At 51.4% G+C, this 24,514-nt stretch carries 26 protein-coding genes and 1 other annotated feature; of the genes, 12 read left to right on the forward strand and 14 right to left on the reverse strand.

From position 1 onward, the window contains the following. Positions 1-119: 119 nt before the first annotated feature. Positions 120-242, reverse strand: a sequence feature (Phe leader region). From pheM to thrS, 5 genes are all read right to left on the reverse strand, one after another. Beyond that, positions 194-238, reverse strand: coding sequence for a pheST operon leader peptide PheM (gene pheM / locus AC2FC2_RS05945; RefSeq protein WP_130383008.1), 45 nt, complete (start codon positions 236-238; stop codon positions 194-196). It overlaps the preceding feature by 45 nt. A 115-nt stretch (positions 243-357) precedes the next feature. Continuing rightward, positions 358-714 (reverse strand): 50S ribosomal protein L20, encoded by a 357-nt coding sequence (rplT, locus tag AC2FC2_RS05950; RefSeq protein WP_020826620.1) that lies wholly within the window; start codon positions 712-714, stop codon positions 358-360. Positions 715-757: 43 nt separating this feature from the next. Further along, complete coding sequence (gene rpmI / locus AC2FC2_RS05955) at positions 758-955, reverse strand: 50S ribosomal protein L35 (RefSeq protein ID WP_004943591.1); 198 nt, start codon at positions 953-955, stop codon at positions 758-760. 98 nt (positions 956-1,053) lie between these two features. Beyond that, entirely contained in the window at positions 1,054-1,605 is a 552-nt protein-coding gene (gene infC / locus AC2FC2_RS05960) for a translation initiation factor IF-3 (RefSeq protein ID WP_013812633.1), read from the reverse strand. 3 nt (positions 1,606-1,608) lie between these two features. Next, on the reverse strand, positions 1,609-3,537 hold the full coding sequence (thrS, locus tag AC2FC2_RS05965; protein ID WP_209633009.1) for a threonine--tRNA ligase: 1,929 nt from the start codon (positions 3,535-3,537) through the stop codon (positions 1,609-1,611). Between the two features lie 482 nt (positions 3,538-4,019). Here thrS and AC2FC2_RS05970 point away from each other — a divergent pair, with 482 nt between their 5' ends. Both AC2FC2_RS05970 and AC2FC2_RS05975 read left to right on the forward strand, forming a co-directional pair. Continuing rightward, positions 4,020-4,229: a hypothetical protein gene (locus tag AC2FC2_RS05970; RefSeq protein WP_265556159.1), complete on the forward strand. Its 210-nt coding sequence runs from the start codon at positions 4,020-4,022 to the stop codon at positions 4,227-4,229. Between the two features lie 126 nt (positions 4,230-4,355). Further along, complete coding sequence (locus AC2FC2_RS05975; protein WP_209633007.1) at positions 4,356-5,045, forward strand: MarC family NAAT transporter; 690 nt, start codon at positions 4,356-4,358, stop codon at positions 5,043-5,045. Positions 5,046-5,081: 36 nt separating this feature from the next. Here AC2FC2_RS05975 and AC2FC2_RS05980 read toward each other — a convergent pair whose 3' ends face one another. The 6 genes from AC2FC2_RS05980 to AC2FC2_RS06005 all read right to left on the reverse strand — a co-directional run bounded on the left by AC2FC2_RS05980 (position 5,082) and on the right by AC2FC2_RS06005 (position 12,740). Beyond that, positions 5,082-6,215, reverse strand: coding sequence for an ABC transporter substrate-binding protein (locus tag AC2FC2_RS05980; RefSeq protein WP_209633006.1), 1,134 nt, complete (start codon positions 6,213-6,215; stop codon positions 5,082-5,084). Between the two features lie 149 nt (positions 6,216-6,364). Next, positions 6,365-7,648, reverse strand: coding sequence for an SLC5/6 family protein (locus tag AC2FC2_RS05985; RefSeq protein ID WP_209633005.1), 1,284 nt, complete (start codon positions 7,646-7,648; stop codon positions 6,365-6,367). A 258-nt stretch (positions 7,649-7,906) separates the two neighbouring features. Further along, positions 7,907-9,244: a c-type cytochrome gene (locus AC2FC2_RS05990; protein ID WP_490658933.1), complete on the reverse strand. Its 1,338-nt coding sequence runs from the start codon at positions 9,242-9,244 to the stop codon at positions 7,907-7,909. Positions 9,245-9,256: 12 nt separating this feature from the next. Continuing rightward, on the reverse strand, positions 9,257-11,038 hold the full coding sequence (locus AC2FC2_RS05995) for a GMC family oxidoreductase (protein WP_490658934.1): 1,782 nt from the start codon (positions 11,036-11,038) through the stop codon (positions 9,257-9,259). Positions 11,039-11,040: 2 nt separating this feature from the next. Next, the gene (locus tag AC2FC2_RS06000) at positions 11,041-11,766 is read right to left on the reverse strand and encodes a gluconate 2-dehydrogenase subunit 3 family protein (RefSeq protein ID WP_209633002.1); all 726 of its coding nucleotides are present in this window, start codon (positions 11,764-11,766) and stop codon (positions 11,041-11,043) included. Positions 11,767-12,074: 308 nt separating this feature from the next. Continuing rightward, complete coding sequence (locus tag AC2FC2_RS06005; RefSeq protein WP_209633001.1) at positions 12,075-12,740, reverse strand: transglycosylase SLT domain-containing protein; 666 nt, start codon at positions 12,738-12,740, stop codon at positions 12,075-12,077. 109 nt (positions 12,741-12,849) lie between these two features. Here AC2FC2_RS06005 and ghoS point away from each other — a divergent pair, with 109 nt between their 5' ends. The 5 genes from ghoS to AC2FC2_RS06030 all read left to right on the forward strand — a co-directional run bounded on the left by ghoS (position 12,850) and on the right by AC2FC2_RS06030 (position 16,833). Next, on the forward strand, positions 12,850-13,149 hold the full coding sequence (gene ghoS / locus AC2FC2_RS06010) for a type V toxin-antitoxin system endoribonuclease antitoxin GhoS (protein WP_490658935.1): 300 nt from the start codon (positions 12,850-12,852) through the stop codon (positions 13,147-13,149). Between the two features lie 132 nt (positions 13,150-13,281). Continuing rightward, positions 13,282-14,226 (forward strand): metal ABC transporter substrate-binding protein, encoded by a 945-nt coding sequence (locus tag AC2FC2_RS06015; RefSeq protein ID WP_404759729.1) that lies wholly within the window; start codon positions 13,282-13,284, stop codon positions 14,224-14,226. Next, positions 14,223-15,113 (forward strand): manganese/iron ABC transporter ATP-binding protein, encoded by an 891-nt coding sequence (locus AC2FC2_RS06020; RefSeq protein ID WP_490658936.1) that lies wholly within the window; start codon positions 14,223-14,225, stop codon positions 15,111-15,113. Before AC2FC2_RS06015 ends, AC2FC2_RS06020 begins: the two co-directional genes overlap by 4 nt. After that, positions 15,113-15,973, forward strand: coding sequence for an iron/manganese ABC transporter permease subunit YfeC (gene yfeC / locus AC2FC2_RS06025; protein ID WP_490307621.1), 861 nt, complete (start codon positions 15,113-15,115; stop codon positions 15,971-15,973). Before AC2FC2_RS06020 ends, yfeC begins: the two co-directional genes overlap by 1 nt. Further along, complete coding sequence (locus AC2FC2_RS06030) at positions 15,973-16,833, forward strand: metal ABC transporter permease (protein ID WP_490658937.1); 861 nt, start codon at positions 15,973-15,975, stop codon at positions 16,831-16,833. The genes yfeC and AC2FC2_RS06030 overlap by 1 nt, the downstream gene beginning before the upstream one ends. A 37-nt stretch (positions 16,834-16,870) precedes the next feature. Here the strand turns inward: AC2FC2_RS06030 and AC2FC2_RS06035 are convergent, their stop codons facing one another. Next, the gene (locus tag AC2FC2_RS06035; RefSeq protein ID WP_209632996.1) at positions 16,871-17,320 is read right to left on the reverse strand and encodes a GNAT family N-acetyltransferase; all 450 of its coding nucleotides are present in this window, start codon (positions 17,318-17,320) and stop codon (positions 16,871-16,873) included. A 245-nt stretch (positions 17,321-17,565) separates the two neighbouring features. Next, positions 17,566-18,531 (reverse strand): hypothetical protein, encoded by a 966-nt coding sequence (locus tag AC2FC2_RS06040; protein WP_209632995.1) that lies wholly within the window; start codon positions 18,529-18,531, stop codon positions 17,566-17,568. 613 nt (positions 18,532-19,144) lie between these two features. Between AC2FC2_RS06040 and AC2FC2_RS06045 the strand changes: the two genes are divergently transcribed. Continuing rightward, the gene (locus AC2FC2_RS06045; protein ID WP_490658938.1) at positions 19,145-20,014 is read left to right on the forward strand and encodes a fructosamine kinase family protein; all 870 of its coding nucleotides are present in this window, start codon (positions 19,145-19,147) and stop codon (positions 20,012-20,014) included. Between the two features lie 40 nt (positions 20,015-20,054). Here the strand turns inward: AC2FC2_RS06045 and AC2FC2_RS06050 are convergent, their stop codons facing one another. Continuing rightward, entirely contained in the window at positions 20,055-20,615 is a 561-nt protein-coding gene (locus AC2FC2_RS06050) for a YniB family protein (RefSeq protein ID WP_490658939.1), read from the reverse strand. A 194-nt stretch (positions 20,616-20,809) separates the two neighbouring features. Between AC2FC2_RS06050 and AC2FC2_RS06055 the strand changes: the two genes are divergently transcribed. From AC2FC2_RS06055 to AC2FC2_RS06070, 4 genes are all read left to right on the forward strand, one after another. Further along, entirely contained in the window at positions 20,810-22,096 is a 1,287-nt protein-coding gene (locus AC2FC2_RS06055; protein ID WP_490658940.1) for a protease, read from the forward strand. A 64-nt stretch (positions 22,097-22,160) separates the two neighbouring features. After that, positions 22,161-22,826: a hexitol phosphatase HxpB gene (hxpB, locus tag AC2FC2_RS06060; protein WP_209632991.1), complete on the forward strand. Its 666-nt coding sequence runs from the start codon at positions 22,161-22,163 to the stop codon at positions 22,824-22,826. Between the two features lie 401 nt (positions 22,827-23,227). After that, positions 23,228-23,776, forward strand: coding sequence for a metal-dependent hydrolase (locus tag AC2FC2_RS06065; RefSeq protein ID WP_209632990.1), 549 nt, complete (start codon positions 23,228-23,230; stop codon positions 23,774-23,776). 182 nt (positions 23,777-23,958) lie between these two features. Further along, the coding region (locus AC2FC2_RS06070) for a cation:dicarboxylate symporter family transporter (RefSeq protein WP_490658941.1) at positions 23,959-24,514 on the forward strand (556 nt) is incomplete at its 3' end.

Consider the following 24,514-nt stretch of genomic DNA (forward strand, 5'->3'; position numbering starts at 1 on the left):
TTGCTTTCCTCTTCCTCTGGCCGATATGGCTCTAAGTAATTGTTATCTATTATTCGAACACGCCTTTAGCACATCTTCAAAGCATTTAACGCTTTAACCCGGCTTGGAAGACGGCCAAAAACAAAAAAGCCTCCACAAGGGAGGCTTAGGCGCTACTTTTCGTTTCTTTTCTTACGCGCAAAGCCTCCTGAGTTCAGGCGCTAAAGTAAAAAAAGAAACGAAAAATAGCAGCTTTCATGATTGTATTACCTGGTCAATGATTGTCCACCAGTGATATAGCGGCGGTCAATAAAAGTCAATGTGTGTCGCTGAAAACAAAGATTAAAGAGGGAGCAAGCTCCCTCTTTAATAACTGACTTACGCCAGTGCTGCTTTCGCTTTCTCAACCAGTGCAGAGAATGCCACTTTGTCGAAGACTGCGATGTCAGCCAAGATCTTACGGTCAATTTCAATAGAAGCTTTTTTCAAGCCGTTAATGAATTTGCTGTAAGACATGTCGTTCTGACGAGCAGCAGCGTTAATACGTGCAATCCACAGCTGACGGAACTGACGCTTACGTTGACGACGGTCACGGTAAGCGTACTGACCTGCTTTGATTACTGCCTGGAAGGCAACACGATAAACGCGCGAACGGGCACCGTAGTAACCTTTCGCTTGTTTTAAAATTTTCTTGTGACGTGCGCGTGCAATTACACCACGTTTTACGCGAGCCATATGCTCTCTCCTAAAGTCTTATTCTAGATTCAAAAAAAATGGCTTAAGCGTACGGCAGGCACGCGACAACCAGGACCATATCGTTTTTAGACACCATGCCTTTCGGACGCAGGTGACGTTTACGCTTGGTTGCTTTTTTGGTCAGAATATGACGCAGGTTAGCATGTTTACGCTTAAAACCACCGCTGCCGGTTTTTTTGAAGCGTTTGGCTGCACCACGTACAGTTTTAATCTTTGGCATTTTAATTAAATCCACTTCGCATTGTTAAACAACAAGTCAGTGAGGCGAATAAAACCCACACAACGCATGCGCTGCGTGGGTTCGATTACTTGGAAGCCTTACTGTCTCTTCTTAGGTGCGAGCACCATGATCATCTGACGACCTTCGATCCTTGTAGGGAAGGATTCGACAATGGCCAAATCAGAGTCTTCACACAGATCTTTACGGACGCGGTTAAGCACTTCCATACCGATCTGTTGGTGCGCCATCTCACGCCCACGGAAACGCAGGGTGATTTTGGCTTTATCGCCATCTTCCAGAAAGCGAATCAGGTTGCGTAGTTTGACCTGATAGTCGCCATCATCGGTACCAGGACGGAATTTGATTTCCTTGACCTGAATAACTTTTTGCTTCTTCTTCTGTTCTTTTGTCGACTTGCTCTTCTCGTAGAGGAATTTGCCGTAATCCATGATTCGACAAACTGGCGGTTCGGCATTTGGGCTGATTTCTACTAAATCAACACCCGCTTCCTCAGCTTTTTCAAGAGCTTCATTCAGACTGACAATACCAATCTGCTCGCCATCGACGCCGGTTAGGCGAACTTCTTGCGCGCGAATTTCTCTGTTAATGCGATTAGGACGCGCCGGTTGAACTCGTTTTCCGCCTTTAATACTTTATTCCTCCAGTTGATGAAGACTACGGCTGCGAATCTCTTTCAGCAGCTTGTCTACGACTTCATTTACGTCCAGGCTTCCCAGGTCTTTGCCACGGCGGGTACGAACGGCAACTTTGCCTGATTCGACCTCTTTATCACCGCACACCAACATGTAAGGAACCCGTCGTAAAGTATGTTCGCGAATTTTAAAGCCAATCTTCTCATTTCTCAAGTCCGCTTTCACGCGAATACCTGCGTCCTGCAGTTTTTTGGTCAATTGCTGGACATAATCAGACTGACTGTCGGTGATATTCATCACCACCACCTGCACCGGAGCAATCCAGGTCGGGTAGAACCCTGCGTATTCTTCGGTAAGGATACCGATGAAACGTTCCATGGAGCCCAAAATAGCGCGGTGAATCATTACCGGGACCACGCGATCGTTGTTTTCGCCAACATACGACGCGCCTAAACGACCCGGCAAGAAGAAATCGAGCTGCACGGTACCACATTGCCATGCACGATCCAAACAATCATGCAGAGTAAATTCAATTTTTGGTCCGTAGAAGGCACCCTCACCCGGCTGATATTCAAACGGAATCCCGTTTTCAGTCAGTGCTGCAGCCAAATCGTCTTCTGCACGCGTCCACATATCGTCAGTACCGATACGCTTCTCTGGGCGGGTTGAAAGCTTCACAGCAATCTTGTCGAAGCCAAAAGTGCCGTACACATCATAGACCATTCTGATGCATTCGTTTACTTCCGCACGCACCTGCTCTTCAGTACAGAAGATATGGGCGTCATCCTGAGTAAAACCGCGTACACGCATCAGGCCATGCAGTGAACCTGACGGCTCATTGCGGTGGCAGCTGCCGAACTCGCCCATACGCAGTGGCAAATCACGGTAAGACTTCAAGCCCTGGTTGAAGATCTGCACGTGTCCCGGGCAGTTCATTGGCTTGATGCAATACTCGCGGTTTTCCGACGAGGTAGTGAACATGGCGTCTTTATAGTTTTCCCAGTGCCCGGTTTTTTCCCACAGCACACGGTCCATCATAAATGGCCCTTTCACTTCCTGATACTGATACTCTTTGAGCTTCATACGCACAAAGGCTTCCAACTCACGGAAAATGGTCCAACCGTCGTTGTGCCAGAACACCATACCCGGTGCTTCTTCCTGCATATGGTACAGATCGAGCTGCTTGCCGATCTTGCGGTGGTCACGCTTAGCCGCTTCTTCCAGACGCTGCAAATAGGCATTCAGCTGTTTCTTGTCTGCCCAAGCAGTACCATAGATACGCTGCAGCATTTTATTTTTGCTGTCGCCACGCCAGTAAGCGCCCGACGTTTTCTGCAGTTTGAAATGATGGCAGAAACGCATGTTCGGCACGTGCGGACCGCGGCACATGTCGACGTATTCTTCGTGGTGATACAGGCCAGGACGGTCGTCATGGCTGATATTCTCATCCAGGATCGCCACTTTGTAGCTTTCGCCACGTGCAGCAAAGGTGTCGCGGGCTTCTTGCCAGCTAACCTTTTTCTTGATGACGTCATAATCTTTGTCAGCCAACTCATGCATCCGCTTTTCAAGCAGATCCAGGTCTTCCTGCGTCAGGGTACGGTCAATATCAACGTCATAGTAGAAACCGTTGTCAATCACTGGACCGATAGCCATTTTGGTGTCTGGCCACAGTTGTTTGATCGCATGGCCTAACAGGTGCGCACAAGAGTGGCGCATGATTTCCAGACCTTCGGCGTCCTTGATGGTGATGATCGCCAGTTGCGCATCTGATTCGATCAGATCGCCGGCATCAACCAGTTCACCGTTTACACGGCCGGCAATACAGGCCTTCGCCAAGCCAGGGCCGATATCAAGGGCAACATCCAGGGGGGAAACGGCACGATCAAAATGACGCTGACTTCCGTCAGGAAGAGTAATAACAGGCATTAATAATTCCTTATCTACAGTGGTGACCCACACGACAGATCACATGAAGAAATACAAAATCGTTTAAATACATTATGTTATGAACGCTATTCAACTTTACCCTGCCGAATATATGCCCTCATGAACACATAATGTCTATGTGACATGGTGCGACGCCATAACGGAACGAACAGTGTAACACTATGATTAGCGCGCCATCTACCCGGAGTTTCTGGGCAGGCTTTGAATAAGCGATGAATTAGGTTCTCTACACCAGAAAGCCTCTCCTGCACGCAAGACCCTAGGCGTCATGACACTAAAATAAGCCGGTTCAGGCAGAGACATCTGTTCACCGATAATTTTTTGTGTCCAACCCCAAACGGGTCCTGAGCAGACAGACAATAATATTGCGTCAATCAGCTATGGCGAACATGCTCCGCTCCCGCTATCCTGATGCCATTAACGGCAGAGTTGAGACAGCATCCCGCATCATGAACCGGTTATTGAAGTTACTCGTTGGTGCCTGCATCGTGTTGGTGGCTATTTTTGCGCTGTTGCATTTGGGGGCAGACCGCCACCCAAGAGCCATTGCGGTTAACGAACCGCCAATGGAGTGTGAAGATACACAAGAGATAACCAGCGATTGTGTGAATGACGATGATACCAACACTGACGCTGTTCCTGAGCTGACCCCTTCCAGCACTCAAGGATAATGAGCTGCAAATACCATTCCTCTATATTACAGGTCTATTCCCCTGCGCTGCCCCTCAACAGGTGGCAAACCAGGGGATGACTCTATGCCGCGTCACAACATTCACTGAAAACAGGAAGTTTGAACCATGACGAGTATTCTGCAGTTATTCCAGGCCATTGGGCTGGGTTTGGTGCTACTGCTGCCGTTGGCCAACCCACTCACTACGGTCGCGCTGTTACTCGGTCTTTCGGGTAACATGACGCGTGAAGAACGCAATCAACAATCACTGATGGCGTCGGTCTATGTGTTCTTCATCATGACGGTGGCGTTCTATGCCGGTCAGTTAGTCATGAACACTTTCGGGATTTCTATTCCCGGCTTGCGTATTGCCGGTGGGCTGATCGTGGCATTCATTGGCTTTCGTATGTTGTTCCCGCAACAGCGCGCGGAAGAGGCACCCGAGGTTGAAACCAAGAACAACGAATTGCGTAAGAAAACCTCCGTCAATATCGCTTTTGTCCCACTAGCCATGCCCAGCACCGCAGGCCCTGGGACCATTGCCATGATCATCAGTTCGGCCTCAAGCGTTAAAGAAAACACCCTGGGATTTGCGCATTGGGTACTGCTGGTAGCACCTGTAGCCATCTTCCTGACGGTCGCCGTTATCCTGTGGGCCTGCTTGCGCAGCTCCGGCGCTATCATGCGTCTCGTGGGTCAAAGCGGCATTGAGGCAATATCACGCCTGATGGGGTTCCTGCTGGTGTGTATGGGTGTGCAATTTATTATCAACGGCATATTGGAGATCATCTCCACTTACACCCCTGCCGTCGCCTGACCGGTTAAACGGGCGCGATTGCCGCGCCCGCTTCACTTATTTACCTGCCGGCGCCTGCGCGCCTAGAATCCCCTTGCCTTCCGGCACTTCGGTAAATCGACTGAGGATCTCGCTGTAGGTTTTCGCCGGGTCCAAATCCTTGAACTGAGTCGGATAGATAAACTTCGCCAGATACTCGAGTCCAACGATATTGTAAGGATGATTGTAGAAGTTGTGGTAGATGCCATAGAAGCGCCCCTCTTTCACCGCGGAAAGCTGGGCAAAGCCTGGGCGTTGCTTCATTTTGTTGAACGCATCATCAACCTGCTGTTGCGTCACACCATAGCCAAAAGGCACTGCGGCGTTGGTTTTGCTGGCCCACTGGGAGCCGGATACAATATAGGCATCCGGTTTCATGCTGATCACTTTTTCAAGGGATACATCACCCGTCGCGCCCGGTAACAGTGCCGACCCCACGTTGCGTGCACCTACCGCCTCAATCATCCCACCCCAACCAACATGCGCGTGCGTGAAACAGCAAGACTCCAGCCCATTCAGGCCGGCTTTCGCCTCAATAAACACCAGCGGCTTTGGTTCTACCGTTTTGGTTTTATCGAGGATGTGCTGATAGTGCTGCTGATAAAAGTCGGTGTACTGCTTCGCCTCACTTTCACGGTTTAGCGTTTCCCCCAATAACGTGATGCTCTTCGGGGTATTCTCCACTGGCTTTAGCATGGTATCGATAAACAACACCGGGATATTCAGTGCTTGCAGCTTGTCCAACACGCCAGTCTGGCTCAGCGACGGTTTAGAACGCAGCTGCGCTACCATCAGGTCAGGGTGCTTGGCGATGACGCTTTCCAGGTTAACCTCGCCCTTGTCGCTAAACCCCATATCAATAATGTTGTTTGCTCCGGGCCACTTACTCTGCAGGATTTTCCAGGTCTCACCATCACTTTTCTTCAGCAGGTTGTTCCATGCCACCACGCGGGTAAAGGGATCGGCGCGGTCAAGCAAGGCCAGCGCCAAAATATCGCGACCGTCCTGCACCACAATGCGTTTCGGCTCTTGCTTAATGGTCAGGGTTTGACCGGCGGCATCAGTCAGGGTGAGTGGATAAGTGGTCGCCATTGCCTGAGCAGACAAACCACAGGCGCAGGCTAAAGCCAGCAGGGTCATTCGACGGTGCACGTAACACTCCTTAGCGTAGGAAATTAATCCAGAAATAATAATGAGAATTGCTCCCATTATCAAAGAGAACGCCAGACGAGTTTTCGGTTAATTGAAAAGAGATGTGAACAAGAACAAGCTGGTGCGCCGGAGCCGGCGCACCATTGAGATTAAATCAGGCCGTATATCAACGCCGACAACGCAATCAGCCCCATCACCAGTACGAAGACATTACTTAACGCGCGATAGCGGCGCATTGCAGGTACCGCTCGCACTGCATACATCGGCAGAATAAACAGGATCGCCGCGATGAGCGGGCCGCTGATGGTTTCGATAATATGCAACGCACTCGGATTCCAGACCGTCGCCGCCCACGTCAGCAGGAACAGTAACACCGCGGAAATTCGGTGCGTAATACGCGAACTTAAGGGTTTACCTACCGCACGCGTCAGGCCGTCAATCAGGCTGGTCGCCCCTTCTGTCACCCCCAGAGAGGTCCCCAGATAAGACTTGGCCATCGCGAGCATCGCCATCATCGGGCCAAGATAGGCAATCAGTGGATTAGAGAATTTATTCGCCAGCGTAGTCAACACGGTGATGTTTTGCTCTTTAGCCTGTTGCATATCTTCATGAGACAGGCTTAACACGCAGCTGAAGACAAAGAACAATACCGTGACGCAGATCAGGACATAGCTATAGCGCATGATACGTGCGCAGCGGCGTTCAGCCAGATCGCCATACAGACTCTTTTGGGTCGAAGCAAACGACGAAATTATCGGCGCATGGCTAAAAGAAAAGACCATTACCGGCACAGCCAGCCACAATGAATGCCAGAGATCAGGGCTGTTGAATTGCGTATTGGCCAGTCCGTTGACAAAGTTGGCCGTTTGCCAGGTGGGCATCAGGTACAACGAAATCCCCATCAAAAACACCAGCAGCGGGAACACCAACATCCCCATCGCCGAAACAATGGCGTCTTTGCCGCGCAACAGAACCAGGTTCAACACAACCACGACTGCCAGGCTCAACCAGATACGTGGCAATGGCGTGATATGAAACTGATGAATCAGGAAGCTGTCGAGCGCGTTGGTAATCGAAATGCTGTACACCAGCACAATCGGAAAGAACGCCATCAGGTACAGCACCATGATGATTTTACCGGCCAGCACGCCGAAGTGCTCAACCACCACATCATGAATATTGCCGTCGCGGCTGGAGCCGGAGAGCACAAAGCGGCTTAGTGCGCGATGCGGTAAATACGTCAACGGGAAGGCAAACAACGCCATCAGCACCAACACTAACGGACCATTTAAACCAGCGTTGATGGGCAGGAATAGCGTACCTGCACCCACCGCCGTAGCGTAGAGACCAAACATCCAGAGGGTGTCGGTTTTATTCCATTTGGCCGGCTGGGCGGAAGCCAGCGTACCTGAATCGGGAGAAATCGTACTCATAGGAAAGCTTACCTTAATCTGCGGCGACAACGATTGCGCCTAACGGGATATCCTTCTCCGCGAATTTTTAATAATAATCAGTGGATTAACTCAGAATTTCATTCACATACCTGATAAAAGGACGGCAAAGGATAATTAAAAATGCTGTCCGGGTCCATCTCTCGCTTGCTGAGTGTCTACTTAGCGAACAATTATCGCGGTAAAAACCGCCGCGGGGAGCACAAAAAGCTGGGGCCTCTTACGAGGCCCCAGTCGGCGTTACTTGTTAGCGTCCGGGTGTTCCGGTACCGCTGCGCTGCCCAGCTCCTTCTCATCGCGGATCATCGAGCGGTCTTTACGCACGCTGGCCACGTCAGAAGCGCTGATAGGCTTGGCGCTGTTACCCCAGCTTGAGCGAATGAAGTTAACCACATCCGCCACCTGCTGGTCATTCAGACGCCAACCGAACGGTGGCATGGTGATGTTGGATACAGCCCCTTTCACCGCTGGCGTTGTGTTGCCGGTCAACACAATGTGAATCAGCGACGTCGCGTCTTCAGTTTGCACGACCGGGTTACCTTTAAGCGCCGGGAAGGCGCGCTTGTAGCCTACGCCATCAGTACGGTGGCAGGCTGCACAGTTATCGACGTACAGCGCCGCCCCCGGTTTGCTGTCGTTACCACGCCACAGATCCTTGGCGACACTGTCTTCGACAGGCACTGCCTGCTGCTTGCCATCTTTCGGTGGCAGCGTTTTCAGGTAACGCGAGATCGCCGTCAGGTCTTCATCGCTCAGGTACTGCAAGCTGTGCTCAACCACGTCGCTCATACCGCCGAAGACGATCGACTTGTCATTACGACCGGTTTTCAGGAATTCGGTCAACTCGGCTTCACTCCAGGTCCCCAACCCGTCCTTATTGTCACCGCGCAGGCTTGATGCAACCCAGCCATCAATCGGTGCATTACTGCCGGACAGATAGTTATCACCGTCGTTATTGCTCAGTGCCTTTTCCTGCATGGTGATGCTACGCGGCGTATGACAAGCACCGCAGTGACCCAAACCTTCCACCAGATAACGACCACGTTCAATGACGGGATCGGCCTTGGCGTTAGCCACAAAGTCCGCAGGCGCCGGCGCAAACATGCCACGCCAGATGCTCAACGGCCAACGCATCGACAGCGGCCAAGGGATGTCTGAATCCTTATTGGCCTGCTCCACCGGCTCCACACCGTGCATGAAATAGGCGTACATGGCGCGCATGTCGTCCTCTTTCACCAGCGCGAATGACGGGTACGGCATTGCCGGGTATAGCGTGCTGCCATTTTTGGCGACACCCTTACGCACCGCATTGTCGAACTCTTCGAAGCTGTAATCACCGATACCGGTTTTCTTGTCCGGCGAGATATTGGTGGAGTAAATGGTACCGATCGGCGTTTCCATTGCCAGGCCACCGGCAAAGGCTTTACCGCTTTTACCATTGGTGTGGCAGGCCACGCAGTCACCGGCGCGCGCCAGATACTCGCCGCGCTTGATCAGCTCACTGCTGACCGTGGTGTCCTGCGCCCAGACGGAGAAACTCAGTGCACTGAGAACCAGTGCGGGAACAAATGCTTTCATCAGTCGCCGTCCTTATGCCTGCACCAAAGGGCCTGGGTTTTTCAGATACTGCTCGCGGATGGCGCGTGCAGACCAGTAAGCCAACGCGGCTACGGTGCCGGTCGGGTTGTAACCCAGCCCCTGCGGGAACGCCGACGCGCCGATCGAGAACACGTTATGCACGTCCCAGCTTTGCAAATAGCGATTTACCGCGCTGGTTTTCGGATCTTCACCCATTACCGCGCCGCCATTCATATGGGTGGTTTGGTAGCTGGTCGTATCAAAATGGCTGTTGGCGTTTTTCGGACTGCCAGAGATCAGTTTCGGGTTCATGGCCTTGGCGATCGGTGCCATTTTGTCGAACATGAACTGCGCCATCTTGATGTCGTTTTCCTGCCAGTCGAACGTCATACGCAGCAGCGGTTGGCCGAACACGTTCTTGTAGTTAGGATCGAGATCCAAATAGTTGCTGCGATACGACTGGTGCGCGCCGTGGGCATCCATCGAGACATGATGGGTATAGGCATCCGCCACCGCCGCTTTCCATTTGCTGCCCCACGCCGGAGTGCCTGAAGGGGTTGGCAATCCAGAGATGGGTTTAGTGCCCGCCTGGTTGACCCAGAACGGCGAGCCGCCGACGAAGCCTTCTTTAGCATGGTCAAAGTTGTCGGCGTTGAAGTCGTCCACACCTACACCATTACCGCCGGCACCAATGAACGGGTTGGTAAACACGTCCTTGTCAAAGAACGCCTTGATGGTGGTCAGATTCTGGTAAGCGAAGTTACGCCCTACCACACCTTCACCGGTCACCGGATCGTAAGGCTTGCCGATGCCAGACAGCAGCATCAGGTGAACGTTGTGGAACTGGAACGCACCCAGGATCACCAACTCGGCTGGCTGTTCGATTTCACGGCCCTGCGCGTCGATATAATTCACGCCGGTTGCACGAGATTTATCGTCGGTCAGGTTCACCTTCAACACGTTGGCGTTGGTGCGTAGCTCGAAACGCTTCTCCATCCGCAACGCCGGCAAGATATTGACGTTCGGCGATGCTTTGGAATACATGTAACAGGCATAGCCGCTGCAGAAACCGCAGAAGTTACATGGCCCCATCTGCGCACCGTAGGGGTTGGTGTAGGAATCTGAGGTATTGGCTGACGGCAGATTGTAAGGGTGATAACCCACGTCCCGCGCCGCTTTCTCAAACAGCTGTGCAGAAAACGTATTCTTCTGCGCCGGCAGCGGGAAGTTGTCTGAACGGTCCGCCGCAAAAGGGTTTCCGCCTTTCGTCGCCATCTTCTGGCCTTTGACTGTCCAGGCCGTGCCGGACGTGCCGAACACTTTCTCCGCCTTGTCGAAGAAGGGTTCCAGCTCGTCATAGGTTACGCCGAAGTCTTGAATGGTCATGTCCTTCGGAATAAAGCTTTTGCCATAACGTTCTTCGTAGTGGCTACGCATGCGCAGCTCGATAGGATCGATGCGGAAATGCACCCCAGACCAGTGCAGACCTGCACCACCCACGCCGGTACCCGGCAAGAACGCCGCCAACTGGCGATAAGGTACCGCCGTCTGGCTGGTATTGTGACGAATCGTCACGGTGCTTTTAGACAGGTCCTGGAACAGTTTGCGGCGAATATTATAGGTCAGTTCGTCAATCACCTGCGGGTAGGAACCGTCCGGGTAGGTATCGCGCATCGGGCCGCGCTCCAGCGCAACCACGTTGAGGCCAGCCTCGGTCAGTTCTTTGGCCATAATGGCGCCAACCCAGCCGAAGCCGACGATCACCGCGTCTACTTTTTTCATTACCGTTGCCATTGTTAACCCCTCTCCCCACGAATTGATACCGGGGGTAAGGGATAACGCTCTCCTCGCTCGACCCAGTCCATAAAATCGGCGCGCGCGCCCGGAAAATTAATGAGCTTCCAACCGACCATGTCTTTATTGCCACCATGGATCGGATCGCTGAAGAAACCTTCGCGGGTGTTTTGCAACAGGTAGGAGAAAAACAACTTGGCAGGTAACTGCTGGAATTCCGCATCACCAGACTCAAACTTTTGCAGCATGGCGTCCTGCTGCGCAGCGTCTAATTCGGCAAAAACTTTACCGGCGGTTTTCTTGCTGTAAGCGTCGGCATCGGCAATACCGAGGTTGTAGATTTGCTTCGGCACCAACGGCAGCTGGTAACCCATTTCCTTCGGCACATCCGGGTTAAACGGTCCCTGCATGTACCAAATAGAACCGGTAGCGTAAGGGGTATTCATCTGACGATCGATAAATTCCGGTACGCCGGCTTCCAATGCGCCAGGACCGCGATCGTCAGCAGGGATCAACCGTGCCGTCGCCGCCTTGACGAACGCCCACTCTTCCGGGGTGAAGAACGTGGGCTGGTAGTCATTTTGTTTAGGGGTATCTGTCGCCGCAACCGCCGGCATGGTGGCTGTCAGCGCGCTAACGCCACTGCCGCCAATCACCGCTGCGGGGATTAAAGTCATCGATTTCAACAGGAAATCGCGCCGTGAATTGTTAGTTTTATCGTCCGACATATCACATTCCATCCAAAGATAATCACAACTATTTAACCTCAACCTTGCGGTCGATGCGGGTTTTAAACATAAATTGTTACCTATTTGTCTATTTATTGAAGGCCACAAAGTGAGCAAACGCAAAAATGTTACCGGTAACTTATTGAATGAACGTAAAGATTTAGTTGGTAATGTAAATTTAACTATTTGTGCGGTTTTTTAGGTAACAGGATGGGAAATAACGAAAAATGAGAGTTGTATCGCGATTTTACTGCGCGCCGATAAAAAAACGGCCCCATTAAGGGGCCGTTTAATCAACGAAATCTGAACTAGGGTGACATTGCCTGGTAGGCCGTCGTCACTTTCCATAAATAGCGCGGCGCCTGCGGGGCTGGGTGCTTTTTCTGGATGTGTTGATAAAACTCATCCGGGCTCATTTGATTGATGCGGTTTACCGCCACGCGCTTATCTGATGAGAAGGTGCGTAACATGGCACCGGCCCCATTCACATAAGAAACAATGGTGGCATAACGCAATGTTTGTGGATCATTTATCCCGGCTAGCTGCTGGCTTTGAAGAATATTGATATAGGCTGTTCCCAGATCAATATTGACCGCCGGATCCTTCAACTCACGCGAGCTTGGCTGCCCGCTTCTTCCTTTAAGACGATAGGCATCACGCCCGGCGGTTGAAGGTTTCAGCTGCATTAACCCCACTGCGTTCGAGGTGCTGACTGCGTTCGGGTTAAACCCGGACTCCACCTGAATAATCGCTTTAATCAGCGTTTCGTCAACGCCATAACTGTTGGCGGCCTGACGAATATAATCGTTATAGGCTATCGGTGTCCCTGTGCGGTTAACCGGAGCTTGCGGGGGGGTCTTTAACCAACCACCGCGCGATGTGCCACTGCTTAAATTATTGTTTGCGTTTTGCGGGTCTTTGGCGCACCCCGACAAAAGCAAAATTGCCGTCAGGCAACCTATTTTTGTTTTCACAGAATCCTTCACCCCTTTCAATGAGTTGCGTAGCATATACAACTTGTAAGGACGCCTGTACGCTTTTTTTGGTCTACTCTCAAGCTACTCGTATACCAAGAGGTGATTTATGAGTCAATCTGCAACGACGTGTTTTGTGGTGACTTTTCGCTACCAGGAAGAAGGATTAGCTGATTTAGCCAAGCTAACAGGACAATTAACCCTTCAGGGATTTGTCACGTCAGTGACTGACGAACAAGGCGTTCCACATGAGCTGGGCAGCAACAGTTTTGCGTTAATAACCCCGCTGGATCAAAAGGATGTAATGTTGTTGGCACAGAAGCTGGGTGAGGTCGCACTGAGGAAAACCCCGGAGGTCGATATTGTCACCTATGACGACTACGTTAAGCGGTTACATACTGATACATAAAATGCTATAACTTACGGGGCGGTATTATTTTTTCGTGTTGAGGAAATAACCGGCAGTCAACCTGCAGGTGACGCTTGACTTTGCTCTAATTGATATTGATAATCATTTTCATTTGAGCCAGGAGATGTCACCATGCTTTTGAAACAATACATTTTTCCACGCCTTTCTATTGTTCGGGCGTGGACATGTTGTCGCCCTTTCGTACTGATGTGCCTATTAGTGAGCGCCAGTCTGACTAGCCATGCTGCCTTGGCGGAAAAAAAATTGCGCGTGGTGACCACCTTCACCATCATCCAAGACATCGCTCAAAACGTGGCCGGTGACGCTGCCGTGGTAGAGTCAATTACCAAACCGGGCGCCGAGATCCACGATTACCAACCGACGCCACGCGATATCGTCAAAGCGCAACATGCAGATCTTATTCTATGGAACGGCATGAATCTGGAGCGCTGGTTCCAACGTTTCTTCGAGAACATTAAACAGGTGCCCGCGGCGGTAGTGACTGAAGGCATCACCCCACTCCCGATCCGTGAAGGCCCCTATAACGGCAACCCGAACCCGCATGCCTGGATGTCCGCCACTAACGCGCTGGTGTATATCGAGAATATTCGCAAAGCATTGGTGCAATACGATCCTGCCAATGCGGAAACCTATAACCGCAATGCCAAAGCCTATGCGGCCAAAATTGCCGCGTTGGACGCCCCATTGCGCGAACGCCTGGCGCGCATTCCTGAAGCCCAGCGCTGGCTGGTAACCAGTGAGGGTGCCTTTAGCTATCTGGCGAAAGACTATCAGTTAAAAGAAGTCTACCTGTGGCCCATCAATGCTGATGAGCAAGGCTCACCGCAACAGGTTCGCCGAGTGATCGACGCCGTTCGCGCTCATCATATTCCTGTGGTATTCAGCGAAAGCACCATTTCTGACAAGCCGGCCAAACAGGTGGCGAAAGAAACCGGGGCAAAATATGGCGGCGTGCTGTACGTCGATTCGCTATCCACTCAGGGCGGCCCGGTCCCTACCTATATCGACCTGCTCAATGTTACCGTACAAACCATTGCCAAAGGATTTGATCAATGACCACCGAGGTTTTTGTCCGCCCAGAGTTAAGCGTGGACGACGTTACCGTGACCTACAACAACGGACATACCGCTATCCACAACGCCAGCTTCAGCTTGAGTGGCGGTGCAATCTGCGCGCTGGTGGGCGTTAACGGCAGTGGCAAATCGACACTATTCAAAAGCATCATGGGGCTGGTGCGCCCCACCACGGGGCGCGTTCAGCTAAACGAACAACCAGTCGCGCAAGCACTGAAGAAAAACGTTATCGCCTACGTCCCGCAAACCGAAGACGTCGACTGGAATTTCCCTGTGTTAGTGGAAGACGTGGTGATGATGGGCCGCTATGGCAAAATGAACTTTCTGCGTATCCCATCCAAAGAAGACCGCTTACGGGTCGATAAAGCATTGGAGCGCGTTGGCCTCAGCGAGCTGCGTACCCGCCAGATTGGTGAACTGTCTGGCGGGCAGAAAAAACGTGTCTTTTTGGCACGCGCTTTGGCCCAGCAAGGTACGGTGCTGCTGTTGGACGAACCCTTTACCGGCGTCGACGTCAAAACAGAAAACGCCATTATCGACCTGCTGCGTGCGCTGCGCGATGAGGGGCACCTGATTCTGGTCTCTACCCATAACCTGGGCAGCGTGCCGGAATTTTGCGATCGGGTCATCCTGATTAACCGCACCGTGCTGGCCGCCGGTCCGACAGAAACCACCTTTACCCAGAGCAATCTGGAGCAGGCATTCGGCGGCGTACTGCGCCATATCAACCTCTCAGGCCCGGATCTGCACGACGATAATGACTCGCGTACCGTAACGGTCTTGACCGACGATGAGCGTCCAGCGGTGTTCTATGGGCATACCAAGAGCGATCCCCCGGCACAGAGCCAGCCAAAGGAGAAACAACCCTGATGCTGGAACTCCTGTTACAACCCTTCAGCTACAACTATATGGTCAAGGCCATTTGGGTTAGCGCTATCGTCGGAGCCGCCTGTGCGTTCCTTTCGGCCTACCTGATGTTGAAAGGCTGGTCGCTGATGGGCGATGCGCTATCGCACTCCGTCGTGCCCGGCGTCGCAGGTGCCTATGCGCTTGGGCTGCCTTACGCTGCCGGGGCCTTCTTCACCGGTATGCTGGCTGCATTGGCCATGACGCTAGTGCGTCACATCACTCGCCTGCGCGAAGACGCCATTATCGGCTTTATCTTTTCCACTTTCTTTGCCGTAGGCCTGCTGATCGTTTCGCTCAACCCAACGTCGGTTAACGTGCAATCCATTATCTTCGGCAATATTCTTGGCATTGCTGACGAGGATGTCTTGCAGGTCGAAATTATCATCGGCGTTTCACTGCTGATTCTCTGTCTGGTCTGGAAAGACTTGCTGGCGGTGTTCTTTGACGAAAACCACGCGGTGTCTATCGGCCTGTCACCGCTGCGCTTGAAGATCCTGTTCTTCACGCTCCTTAGCGCCTGCACCGTCGCCGCCTTGCAAACCGTTGGCGCCATTTTGGTGATTGCCATGGTGATCACACCGGGTGCTACCGCTTATTTGCTGACGGACCGCTTCAGCCGACTGGTGATCATTGCCATCATTATCGGTGCGCTAACCAGTGGCCTTGGTGCATACCTGAGCTTCTTCCTTGACGGCGCAACCGGTGGCGTGATCGTCACCTTGCAAACGCTGGTGTTCCTGGTTGCATTTTTCTTCGCGCCCAAACATGGCCTGCTGGCGTCCAAGCGGCGTGTGGCGCATGAACAGACCGGAGGCCACTGATGGAAACCCTGTATCAATTGCTCAGCGAACCTTTCGCCTACCCGTTTATGCAACGAGCGATCTTGGCCGCCATAGTTACCGGTGTCGTCTGCGCCGTTTTGTCTTGCTATCTGGTGCTCAAAGGCTGGTCCCTGATGGGTGACGCCATCTCACATGCGGTACTTCCAGGCATTGTGGTGGCATTCGTACTGGGCATTCCCGTGGTTATTGGCGCATTTTTTTCCGGCATTTTCTGCGCAGTGGCTACCGGCTACCTGAAAGAGAACAGCCGGGTGAAAGAAGACACGGTGATGGGTATTGTCTTCTCCGGCATGTTCGCCTTCGGGCTGGTTTTGTTTTCACGCATCGACACCGATCAACACCTGAGCCATATCCTGTTCGGCAACATGCTGGGCATTACCAATGCAGAGCTGAAACAAACCCTGCTGATGGCGGGTATCACCCTGGTTGTGGTGCTGCTAAAACGCAAAGATCTGATGCTCTACTGTTTCGATCCTAACCATGCCCGCGTTATTGGCCTGCCGGTAAAGCTACTGCATTACGGGCTACTCTGTCTGCTGGCATTGACCATTGTCGCTTCGTTGCAGGCGGTGGGGGTTATTTTGGTGATTGCGATGCTGATTGCGCCGGGCATTATTGCCTTTATGCTGTGCCGCAGTTTCGATCGTATGTTGATCGTCGCTACGGTCGTGTCAGTCTTCTCCTGCGTGCTAGGCACCTTGATCAGCTTCCACATTGATGGCGCCACGGGGCCCTGCATTGTGATCGTTCAGGCCATTCTGTTCGTTTTCGCCCTGCTCTACAGCAAATTCAAACCGTTACAACGTCACGAAGAGAGCTTACTCACCGATAAACGCTAAAATGGATGGCGGTGCACCATTGCGCCGCCACTTCGTATTAGTGTTGCTGGTAGATATCCGGTCGAACGATATGCCAGACAAAATCCTCACGATTAACCGCTTCGTAACCCACTTTTTGGTACAACCAAGGGGCAGTGCCAGTCACCAACATAATCCGTCGCAACCGTTGCAGCACAGGGTGTTCCAACGTGCAATCCATCAGCCAACGCGCTAACCCCTGCCCCTGATAATCCGGGGAGACAAAGACATCACACAGATAACCGAAAGTGGCGTAATCCGTCACCAGACGAGCAAAACCAATTTGTTGCTGCTGATAGTACAAACCGAAACACAGGCTGTTGTCGATTGACAGTTGCACCGTCTGCAGCGAGATACCGGTCGCCCACGTTGAAGTGGTCAAAAAAGCATGCGTAAAGACAATATTTAAATCACTTTTATCACTGGTGATCAGGTATTCACCGCGTTGCCATTGCTGATTTTGCTCCATTTCCTCTCATCTCATTGATAATGAAGGCCATTAAAGGTTTCTACTGTCGCGACATGTGCAATCAGCCTACTAAACATTACCCCCATACCACCAAGTTGCAACATGCACAGTGCTTAAATTAATCAATAGCGTATATACTTTGAGCAAACGCGGGTGGCGAGAAAATCGCCGATTGTTGGTGCCAGCTGTGCGCCAGGTCGTGTTTTCACAAGGCTAAAGACGCTAGCAAGGCACCATCCGATTCTCTATTTCAGCCTCAGAACAATGGAGTTGGCCATACAAGAAAGTACCGCCGTCGATTTCTTATAAACTTCACGTTTCTCTGTCACATCTCGATCAAATCTCCAGTTCATTACATAAACAACAGGCGCATTAGGATATTGGCCGATAAAATCTCGATATAACTTTATTTGTGAGAATAGTTTCTCATCGTTCATACCTAATGATGCCGTTGAGGGCGGGACCAATACCCACTTTGGGCTTTCTTTATTAGATTGAGGTGCGACACGATTATATGTTTCCCACATATCAGATAGCGACCAATCATAGTTATCAACACCCACCCAATCAGGTGAACTTTTGTCTGCAAGCGGACAGGCTGACGCTGGTGCTCCATTCTGTATTTCATTGAGATATGCTGGAACTTGTGAGTGACGATATGAAAGTATCGTATAAATAGGTATCGAAAGCCCATGGTTTTTCATGGCCTGCCTTACTGTGCAAACATAGCTGGAATATTGGTATGCATCATAGATTTTGTTTGTCTGTAATGCAGGTACATCAAAAGGTTCATCAATGAAATAAATAGCCGAGGGCTTATTTTTGGCAGTACTGATATCCTGAATTATTTTCCAGATATTTTTCCATGAACCAGCAGCCTGACACTCACTGTTAGAGGCTGCCCCAGGGCAGATATCCACAAATGGTGAACCAGCCGTTACACCTGAACCAGCTTGAATGTTAAGCGCACACATTCCATTCGCGCAAATTGGCAAGTTTAAGTTTTTAATTGAATGAACAACATTAAGGTTTGTTGCACTATACCCTGCTCCATAGATCGAATTAAACGCGTCAGTAGCACTAAAAGATGGATTACTAACATCATAAAAATCCAACCAATCATAACCATAATATTTAACATTATCATTTGCTGACGCAGACCATGATAAAAAAACCATCAACCAAATCAGATAAACACGTTTGAATTTCATACTTTCTCCTTAGAAAACAATAACAGCATCTAAATATCGCTCTATGATGATATTACTTTACGAACATAAAAAAATGCCATCTATGTTGTGCCATTGATAACCAATCACGTATAGGTGTAGCAATACTTAATGACTCGGAATTAACAAATCACCTTAATTAAAAGTGAAAAGCCACATGGCGTTATAGAAGTCGTGGAATAGGAGCGAGCATTAAAGAGATAACGCATTGTTTAAATGCGATCGTTTGACTCATTGCTCAGGATATCTTCCAGCAACATAAATGCGTATCTCGCATTTATGTTGCTGGTGATCAAACAGTTACCGCGTTGCCATTGCTGATTTTGCTCCATTTCCTCTCATCTCATTGATAATGAAGGCCATTAAAGGTTTCTGCTGTCGCGACATGTGCAATAAACCTACTAAACATTACCCCCATGCCACCAAGTTGCAACATGCACAGTGCTTAAATTAATCAATAGCGTATATACTTTGAGCAAACGCGAGTGGCGAGAAAATCGCCGATTGTTGGTGCCAGCTGTGCGCCAGGTCGTGTTTTCACAAGGCTAAAGACGCTAACCTAATGAATTCGCAGGCAGCACAGAGGGGGTGTACCATGTGGCAAGCCGTTAGTCGTCTGTTAAGTGAACATCTTGGCAGCGCAGAAATCCGCGAAAGAATCGAACTGTCCGGGGGCGATATTCACCCTGCATGGCGCGTGAGTTACGGTGACAAGCAGGTGTTTGTCAAATGCGACGCTCGGGAACTGCTCCCCATCTTTACGGCTGAAGCCGATCAATTGGCGTTACTGGCACGCAGTAAAACCGTGCGGGTCCCCGAGGTGTACGGCGTTGGCAGCGATCGCGACTACAGTTTCCTCCTGCTGGAATACCACCCCCTGAAACCCCTTGACGCCCACGGCGCTTATTGTCTCGGCCAACAGCTGGCGTATCTGCATAAATGGAGTGAACAGCCGCAGTTTGGCCTCGACTTCGATAACGATCTGTCCACCACGCCACAGCCCAACGCCTGGCAGCGTCGCTGGTCAGAGTTTTTTGCCGAGCAACGCATCGGCTGGCAGTTACAAATGGCCGCGGAAAAAGGCATGACCTTTGGGGATATTGATGAAATTGTCGACATCGTCTATCTGCGTCTCCAACACCATCAGCCGCAACCTTCTCTGCTGCATGGCGATCTGTGGCCAGCCAACTGCGCCATGACCGCTGAGGGCCCACTGCTGTTTGATCCGGCCTGTTATTGGGGAGACAGAGAATGCGATTTAGCGATGCTGCCGTTATATCCGGAATTGCCACCGCAGATTTATGACGGTTACCAGAGCGTATGGCCTTTAGAGAGTGGTTTTATCGAACGTCAGCCGCTGTATCAGCTGTATTATCTGCTTAACCGTAGCAACCTGTTTGGTGGGCAACACCTCGTCAAGGCTCAGCGTGCTGTGGACGCATTGTTACATCCTGAACAACAGTAAAATCAAGGCGCTGAACGCAGCGCCTTGCCTTTATCTGACATCAAGCCGCGCCAGCCAACTGGCCAAGCAACTTGATCACAAACCAGGCGATCACGGCAATCACTACCGGCAAAATGTACAGCGGGAAGTATTGCAGCAAGATGGTGTGATGCGGCAGCGTAATTCGTTCTTCCAACTGCGCACGCGTATGACCTTCACTCCCCTTGGCCTGCTCAAGGATCATTTGATCCTCCAACCCTTCGCGAATAAATTTCACCTGACGTGACATGCGCGCGCCCGAAGCCTGGAGTGCCAGCCCGACAAAAATCAGAATATAAATGATGATGAACATCAGATTAGCACCGCTAAACAGGCTTTTTTCTACATCCGGCACCGGCGAGTTATACCAAAAGATATTCAGAAACGACGTATTGAAGCGCACCATATCTACCATTACGTGAACGAAATCCAGCATCACCGCATTAATGCCTGCCGTCTTTTCACTGTGCTGATACACAAACATCAACATAGAGATCAGCGTCGACAGCAATGCAGGGATGAAAACCACCCAACCAAGAATACGTTTTATAATGGCAATCCGCCCAGCCTGTTGATACGTCATGTGTTCCCCTTGTAAGTGACGTAATCGTAATTGCTTAAGTCTACCTGTAGTTACTGAAGCTCGCCCATCGTTTTCTTCAGCGTTACTGTGCTACAAGCGTAGCCGGGATCATCCAAAGTCGACAGATCAATAGCGACCGCTCGTTACCATTAATCGTTATATAGTTAAATAAGTTCGTCTCGACAGGAGTCTGCATGATTCGACTGATAATCTTATTGCTGGGTGCGAAGGCATTGCACAGCCAGCGACGTTTGCTGATGTTGTTTGGCTGGGTATGGGTAGCCATCGGTGCACTTATGCTGTTCGACGTTTTGCAGGACGGCCGCTCCGTTCTGGCATTGGATGCGCTGGCCGTGCTGTTGGCGCTCGAGGGGCTGGTGGCCATTTCAGCCGCGCTGGTGATTGGCTCCTCCGCGAGCCGCCCGGTATTGTTAAAGGGGCTCGGCTTTTTGTTTTTGGCCTTCTTGGTGCTCGACGTACCCGCCGACGATAACATTGTCGCCACGCTAGTATTCGGTAGCGCGTTATTGCTCGACGGCGCAGTTCGCATCGCCTCATCTACGGTGATCCAACACAGCAGTTGGAAACTGGTTGCACTGGCAGGCAGCGGCGAAATTCTGCTTTCGTTGATGATCTTTGTCGGCTGGCCGGTGCCGCACCGAATGACGGTGCCTTTTTGCCTCGGCGTGATGATTCTGCTTTCCGGTTGGGCGCTGTTGCGCATTGCTCGGCAGTTAGGGAGCTTTGCGTTGAATCAGAACCTAACGCCGGAGCCCCCCACGTTAACGGGGACAGATGAAATTGCCTTGCTCACCCTGTATATCTGGACACCGATGGGTTCAGCAAAAGATGCCCGACGACGTTACATCGTTGATCGTTACATCGCAGCCGTCGACGGCAACGGGAATATCTCCACGGGCCACGCAGCCTTGGCGCTGGCACCGGACGTGTATATCAGCCACTACCCGCTTAACGATATCAGCCAGTCCACACAGGATTTTCGCCAGTTGCTGCATTCCGGTGAGAAAAACAACGTCGACGGCCGATTTCTGCCGGGTTTGCAGCAGGAAGTGGCAGCCTGGTGTCCACCGGACAAGAAAATTCAGTTCCATCGTTTTAATCCCACCGCACTACGCGCTTTTTGGCAGCGCTACCATCAAGACGCCACCTACAATCTGACCCGTCGTAACTGTTCCACCACGGTCATTTTGGCGCTCGACAGCGCACTGGAAGGCGTACTGGGTGATAAACATCTGTGGCGTCGCTTCCTGTTGCTGATACTCGATCCTAACCTGTGGATGTTGGCGGTGCTGCGCAGCCGTGGCGAAAGCATGACCTGGACACCGGGATTGGTGCTGGATTATGCGCGGATGCTGCAGCAGGTTACCGAACGTCAACACCAGCGCTGGTGGCTAAAACTGCAGGATATGTGGCGTATTCTGCGGTATGGCAAGGCTCGGCCGCGCAGGCAAAAGTTTTAGTCTCCCCGCCGGTAATGGTAAAGTGTTGGCCACATTCACCGGCGCCGGCAGGAGTTAACCGCTAATGGCCTATTCGCAACGTATTGAAACCGCTATTTTTGATATGGACGGTTTATTGATCGATTCAGAACCGCTGTGGCTCCAGGCAGAGCTGGATATTTTTGGCGCACTGGGGTTGGATTTGTCTGACCGTCACAAGTTGCCAGATACCCTGGGCCTGCGCATCGATCTGGTGGTGAAAATGTGGTACCAGGCCATGCCGTGGCAAGGTGTTTCACAGGAAGAGGTTTCCGGCCGCATTATCGAGCGCGCTATCGAGCTGGTCCGCGAGAAACGCCCTCTGCTGCCAGGTGTACAACAAGCGCTGGAGCTGTGTCGCAGTCTGGATCTGAATATCGGCCTGGCTTCCGCTTCGCCACTGCATATGCAGCAGCAGGTGCTGAAGATGTTTGATCTCGACGGCTACTTTGACCAACTGGTCTCCGCCGAATATCTGCCTTATAGCAAACCGCATCCGGAAGTGTACCTGATCGCCGCCGAACGCCTCGGCAGCGATCCGCTGCACTGCATTACTCTGGAGGACTCCTTCAACGGCATGATCGCCACCAAAGCGGCGAGAATGCGTTCAATCGTGATCCCTGCGCACGAATACCGGCACGATACACGCTGGGCATTAGCGGATCATAAACTCGATAGCCTCGAACAGTTGACACCCAACCACCTGACCTGATCTGCATGGCATCGGTTTAATCTTAATCCGATGCCATGATGTCTATCTTCCCCCCTAACCCGCAAGCCAATGTCTAAAACCCGCTCTCCGTCATAAAATAAATAAAACGTTATTTCATTTTTATTGAGTTACCGTGCCACCCTCCTTATGCTGGAGCAACAAGAAAGCACCGGGCGGTTGGCGCAGGTTGTCACTGCCACGCAGCCGAACGCTGGCGTCCGGCGCTTTCTCCCTCGCCAACCGCCATAATGTCGCAAAAGTGCACAACGATTGGCCATTTAAGTAACAAGCCGTTGTAAACCCGAGAAAAATAAACAATTGGTTACAGGGTAACTGCTTCCACTACTGGGAATTTTCCCATATACTGGATAAATTAACAGTTTATCAGCCGGAACAGCAGTATGACCGCGGAAGGGCATCTTATTTTCTCTGTCGCTTGCGCGATTTTCGCCAAGAAGGCCGAGGTGACACCATCGCTTGCTACCGGCGACTGGTGGCATATCATCCCTGCCGCGCTGCTGACGTCGTTACTCCCCGATATCGATCACCCCAAATCAGTGCTGGGTCAGCGCCTGCGTTGGATTGCCATTCCAATTTCACGCGCATTTGGCCACCGTGGCTTTACCCACAGCTTACTGGCAATCGCTGGCGGTATGGCGTTGTTCCAGCTCGATGTACCGCGTAGCTGGCCCATCCCTGCCGACGTCCTGCACGCCATGATTATTGGTTACTTCAGTCACCTGCTGGCGGATATGCTTACCCCTGCCGGAGTCCCCTTACTTTGGCCCTGCCGTTGGCGTTTTCGCTTGCCACTGCTTAATTCTCAAAAAGGCAATCAACTTGAGCGCGCCCTGTGTCTGTGCCTGGTGGCTTTCGCCATCTATTGGCAAGGCGGGTGCACCATCCCAGTGCAGTCATATTTTGAGCAGATAAAAAATATCAGACTGTGATCACATAAAAGTGCCCACTTAGCACCCATAAAGCACATTAATTAAACAAATTAGCACATGGAGTTATATCAAATTCCATTTGGATATAAGTGAGCCACCACGCAAACTGTTACGATATTTAGTATTGCTACGCCATGGTGCATAGCCATTTTTATATAAGAAAAATATTGGAGACATTGGGGATGAACCTTCCGCTCGTTATTAACGTGGTGATTTTTGTCGCCCTCCTTTTGCTGTTGGCGCAAACCCGCCACAAGCAATGGAGCCTGGCGAAAAAAGTCCTGATCGGCCTGGTCGTGGGCGTGGTGTTCGGTCTGGCACTGCAACTGGTCTACGGCTCGGACAACCCGGTACTGAAAGAATCCATCAGCTGGTTCAACATTGTCGGCAACGGCTATGTGCAACTGCTGCAAATGATTGTGATGCCGCTGGTATTCGCCTCTATTTTGAGCGCGGTTGCCAAGCTGCATAACGCCTCTTCCCTGGGGAAAATCAGCGTCCTGACTATCGGTACCCTGTTGTTCACCACGCTGATTTCAGCGCTGGTGGGCGTGCTGGTGACCAACCTGTTCGGCCTGACTGCTGAAGGCCTGGTGCAAGGGGCGCAAGAAAGCGCGCGTCTGTCAGCGATCCAAAGCAACTACGTGGGCAAACTGGCCGGCCTGACCGTACCGCAGATGGTGTTGTCCTTTATTCCTAAAAACCCGTTTGCCGACCTGACCGGTGCCAGCCCAACGT

It is taken from the genome of Serratia sp. CoH_122_TC_1 (genome assembly GCF_058191755.1).

Bases quoted from the DNA above. Each gene is read 5' to 3' on its own strand.
- AC2FC2_RS06015 (WP_404759729.1), top strand. From the start codon at position 13,282: ATGCTTTTGAAACAATACATTTTTCCACGCCTTTCTATTGTTCGGGCG.
- thrS (WP_209633009.1), bottom strand. From the start codon at position 3,537: ATGCCTGTTATTACTCTTCCTGACGGAAGTCAGCGTCATTTTGATCGT.
- AC2FC2_RS06055 (WP_490658940.1), top strand. From the start codon at position 20,810: ATGATTCGACTGATAATCTTATTGCTGGGTGCGAAGGCATTGCACAGC.
- AC2FC2_RS05995 (WP_490658934.1), bottom strand. From the start codon at position 11,038: ATGGCAACGGTAATGAAAAAAGTAGACGCGGTGATCGTCGGCTTCGGC.
- AC2FC2_RS06030 (WP_490658937.1), top strand. From the start codon at position 15,973: ATGGAAACCCTGTATCAATTGCTCAGCGAACCTTTCGCCTACCCGTTT.
- ghoS (WP_490658935.1), top strand. From the start codon at position 12,850: ATGAGTCAATCTGCAACGACGTGTTTTGTGGTGACTTTTCGCTACCAG.
- AC2FC2_RS06065 (WP_209632990.1), top strand. From the start codon at position 23,228: ATGACCGCGGAAGGGCATCTTATTTTCTCTGTCGCTTGCGCGATTTTC.
- rpmI (WP_004943591.1), bottom strand. From the start codon at position 955: ATGCCAAAGATTAAAACTGTACGTGGTGCAGCCAAACGCTTCAAAAAA.
- AC2FC2_RS05990 (WP_490658933.1), bottom strand. From the start codon at position 9,244: ATGAAAGCATTTGTTCCCGCACTGGTTCTCAGTGCACTGAGTTTCTCC.
- rplT (WP_020826620.1), bottom strand. From the start codon at position 714: ATGGCTCGCGTAAAACGTGGTGTAATTGCACGCGCACGTCACAAGAAA.
- AC2FC2_RS05975 (WP_209633007.1), top strand. From the start codon at position 4,356: ATGACGAGTATTCTGCAGTTATTCCAGGCCATTGGGCTGGGTTTGGTG.
- AC2FC2_RS06035 (WP_209632996.1), bottom strand. From the start codon at position 17,320: ATGGAGCAAAATCAGCAATGGCAACGCGGTGAATACCTGATCACCAGT.
- AC2FC2_RS06050 (WP_490658939.1), bottom strand. From the start codon at position 20,615: ATGACGTATCAACAGGCTGGGCGGATTGCCATTATAAAACGTATTCTT.
- AC2FC2_RS06045 (WP_490658938.1), top strand. From the start codon at position 19,145: ATGTGGCAAGCCGTTAGTCGTCTGTTAAGTGAACATCTTGGCAGCGCA.
- yfeC (WP_490307621.1), top strand. From the start codon at position 15,113: ATGCTGGAACTCCTGTTACAACCCTTCAGCTACAACTATATGGTCAAG.
- AC2FC2_RS05985 (WP_209633005.1), bottom strand. From the start codon at position 7,648: ATGAGTACGATTTCTCCCGATTCAGGTACGCTGGCTTCCGCCCAGCCG.
- AC2FC2_RS06000 (WP_209633002.1), bottom strand. From the start codon at position 11,766: ATGTCGGACGATAAAACTAACAATTCACGGCGCGATTTCCTGTTGAAA.
- AC2FC2_RS06040 (WP_209632995.1), bottom strand. From the start codon at position 18,531: ATGAAATTCAAACGTGTTTATCTGATTTGGTTGATGGTTTTTTTATCA.
- AC2FC2_RS06020 (WP_490658936.1), top strand. From the start codon at position 14,223: ATGACCACCGAGGTTTTTGTCCGCCCAGAGTTAAGCGTGGACGACGTT.
- hxpB (WP_209632991.1), top strand. From the start codon at position 22,161: ATGGCCTATTCGCAACGTATTGAAACCGCTATTTTTGATATGGACGGT.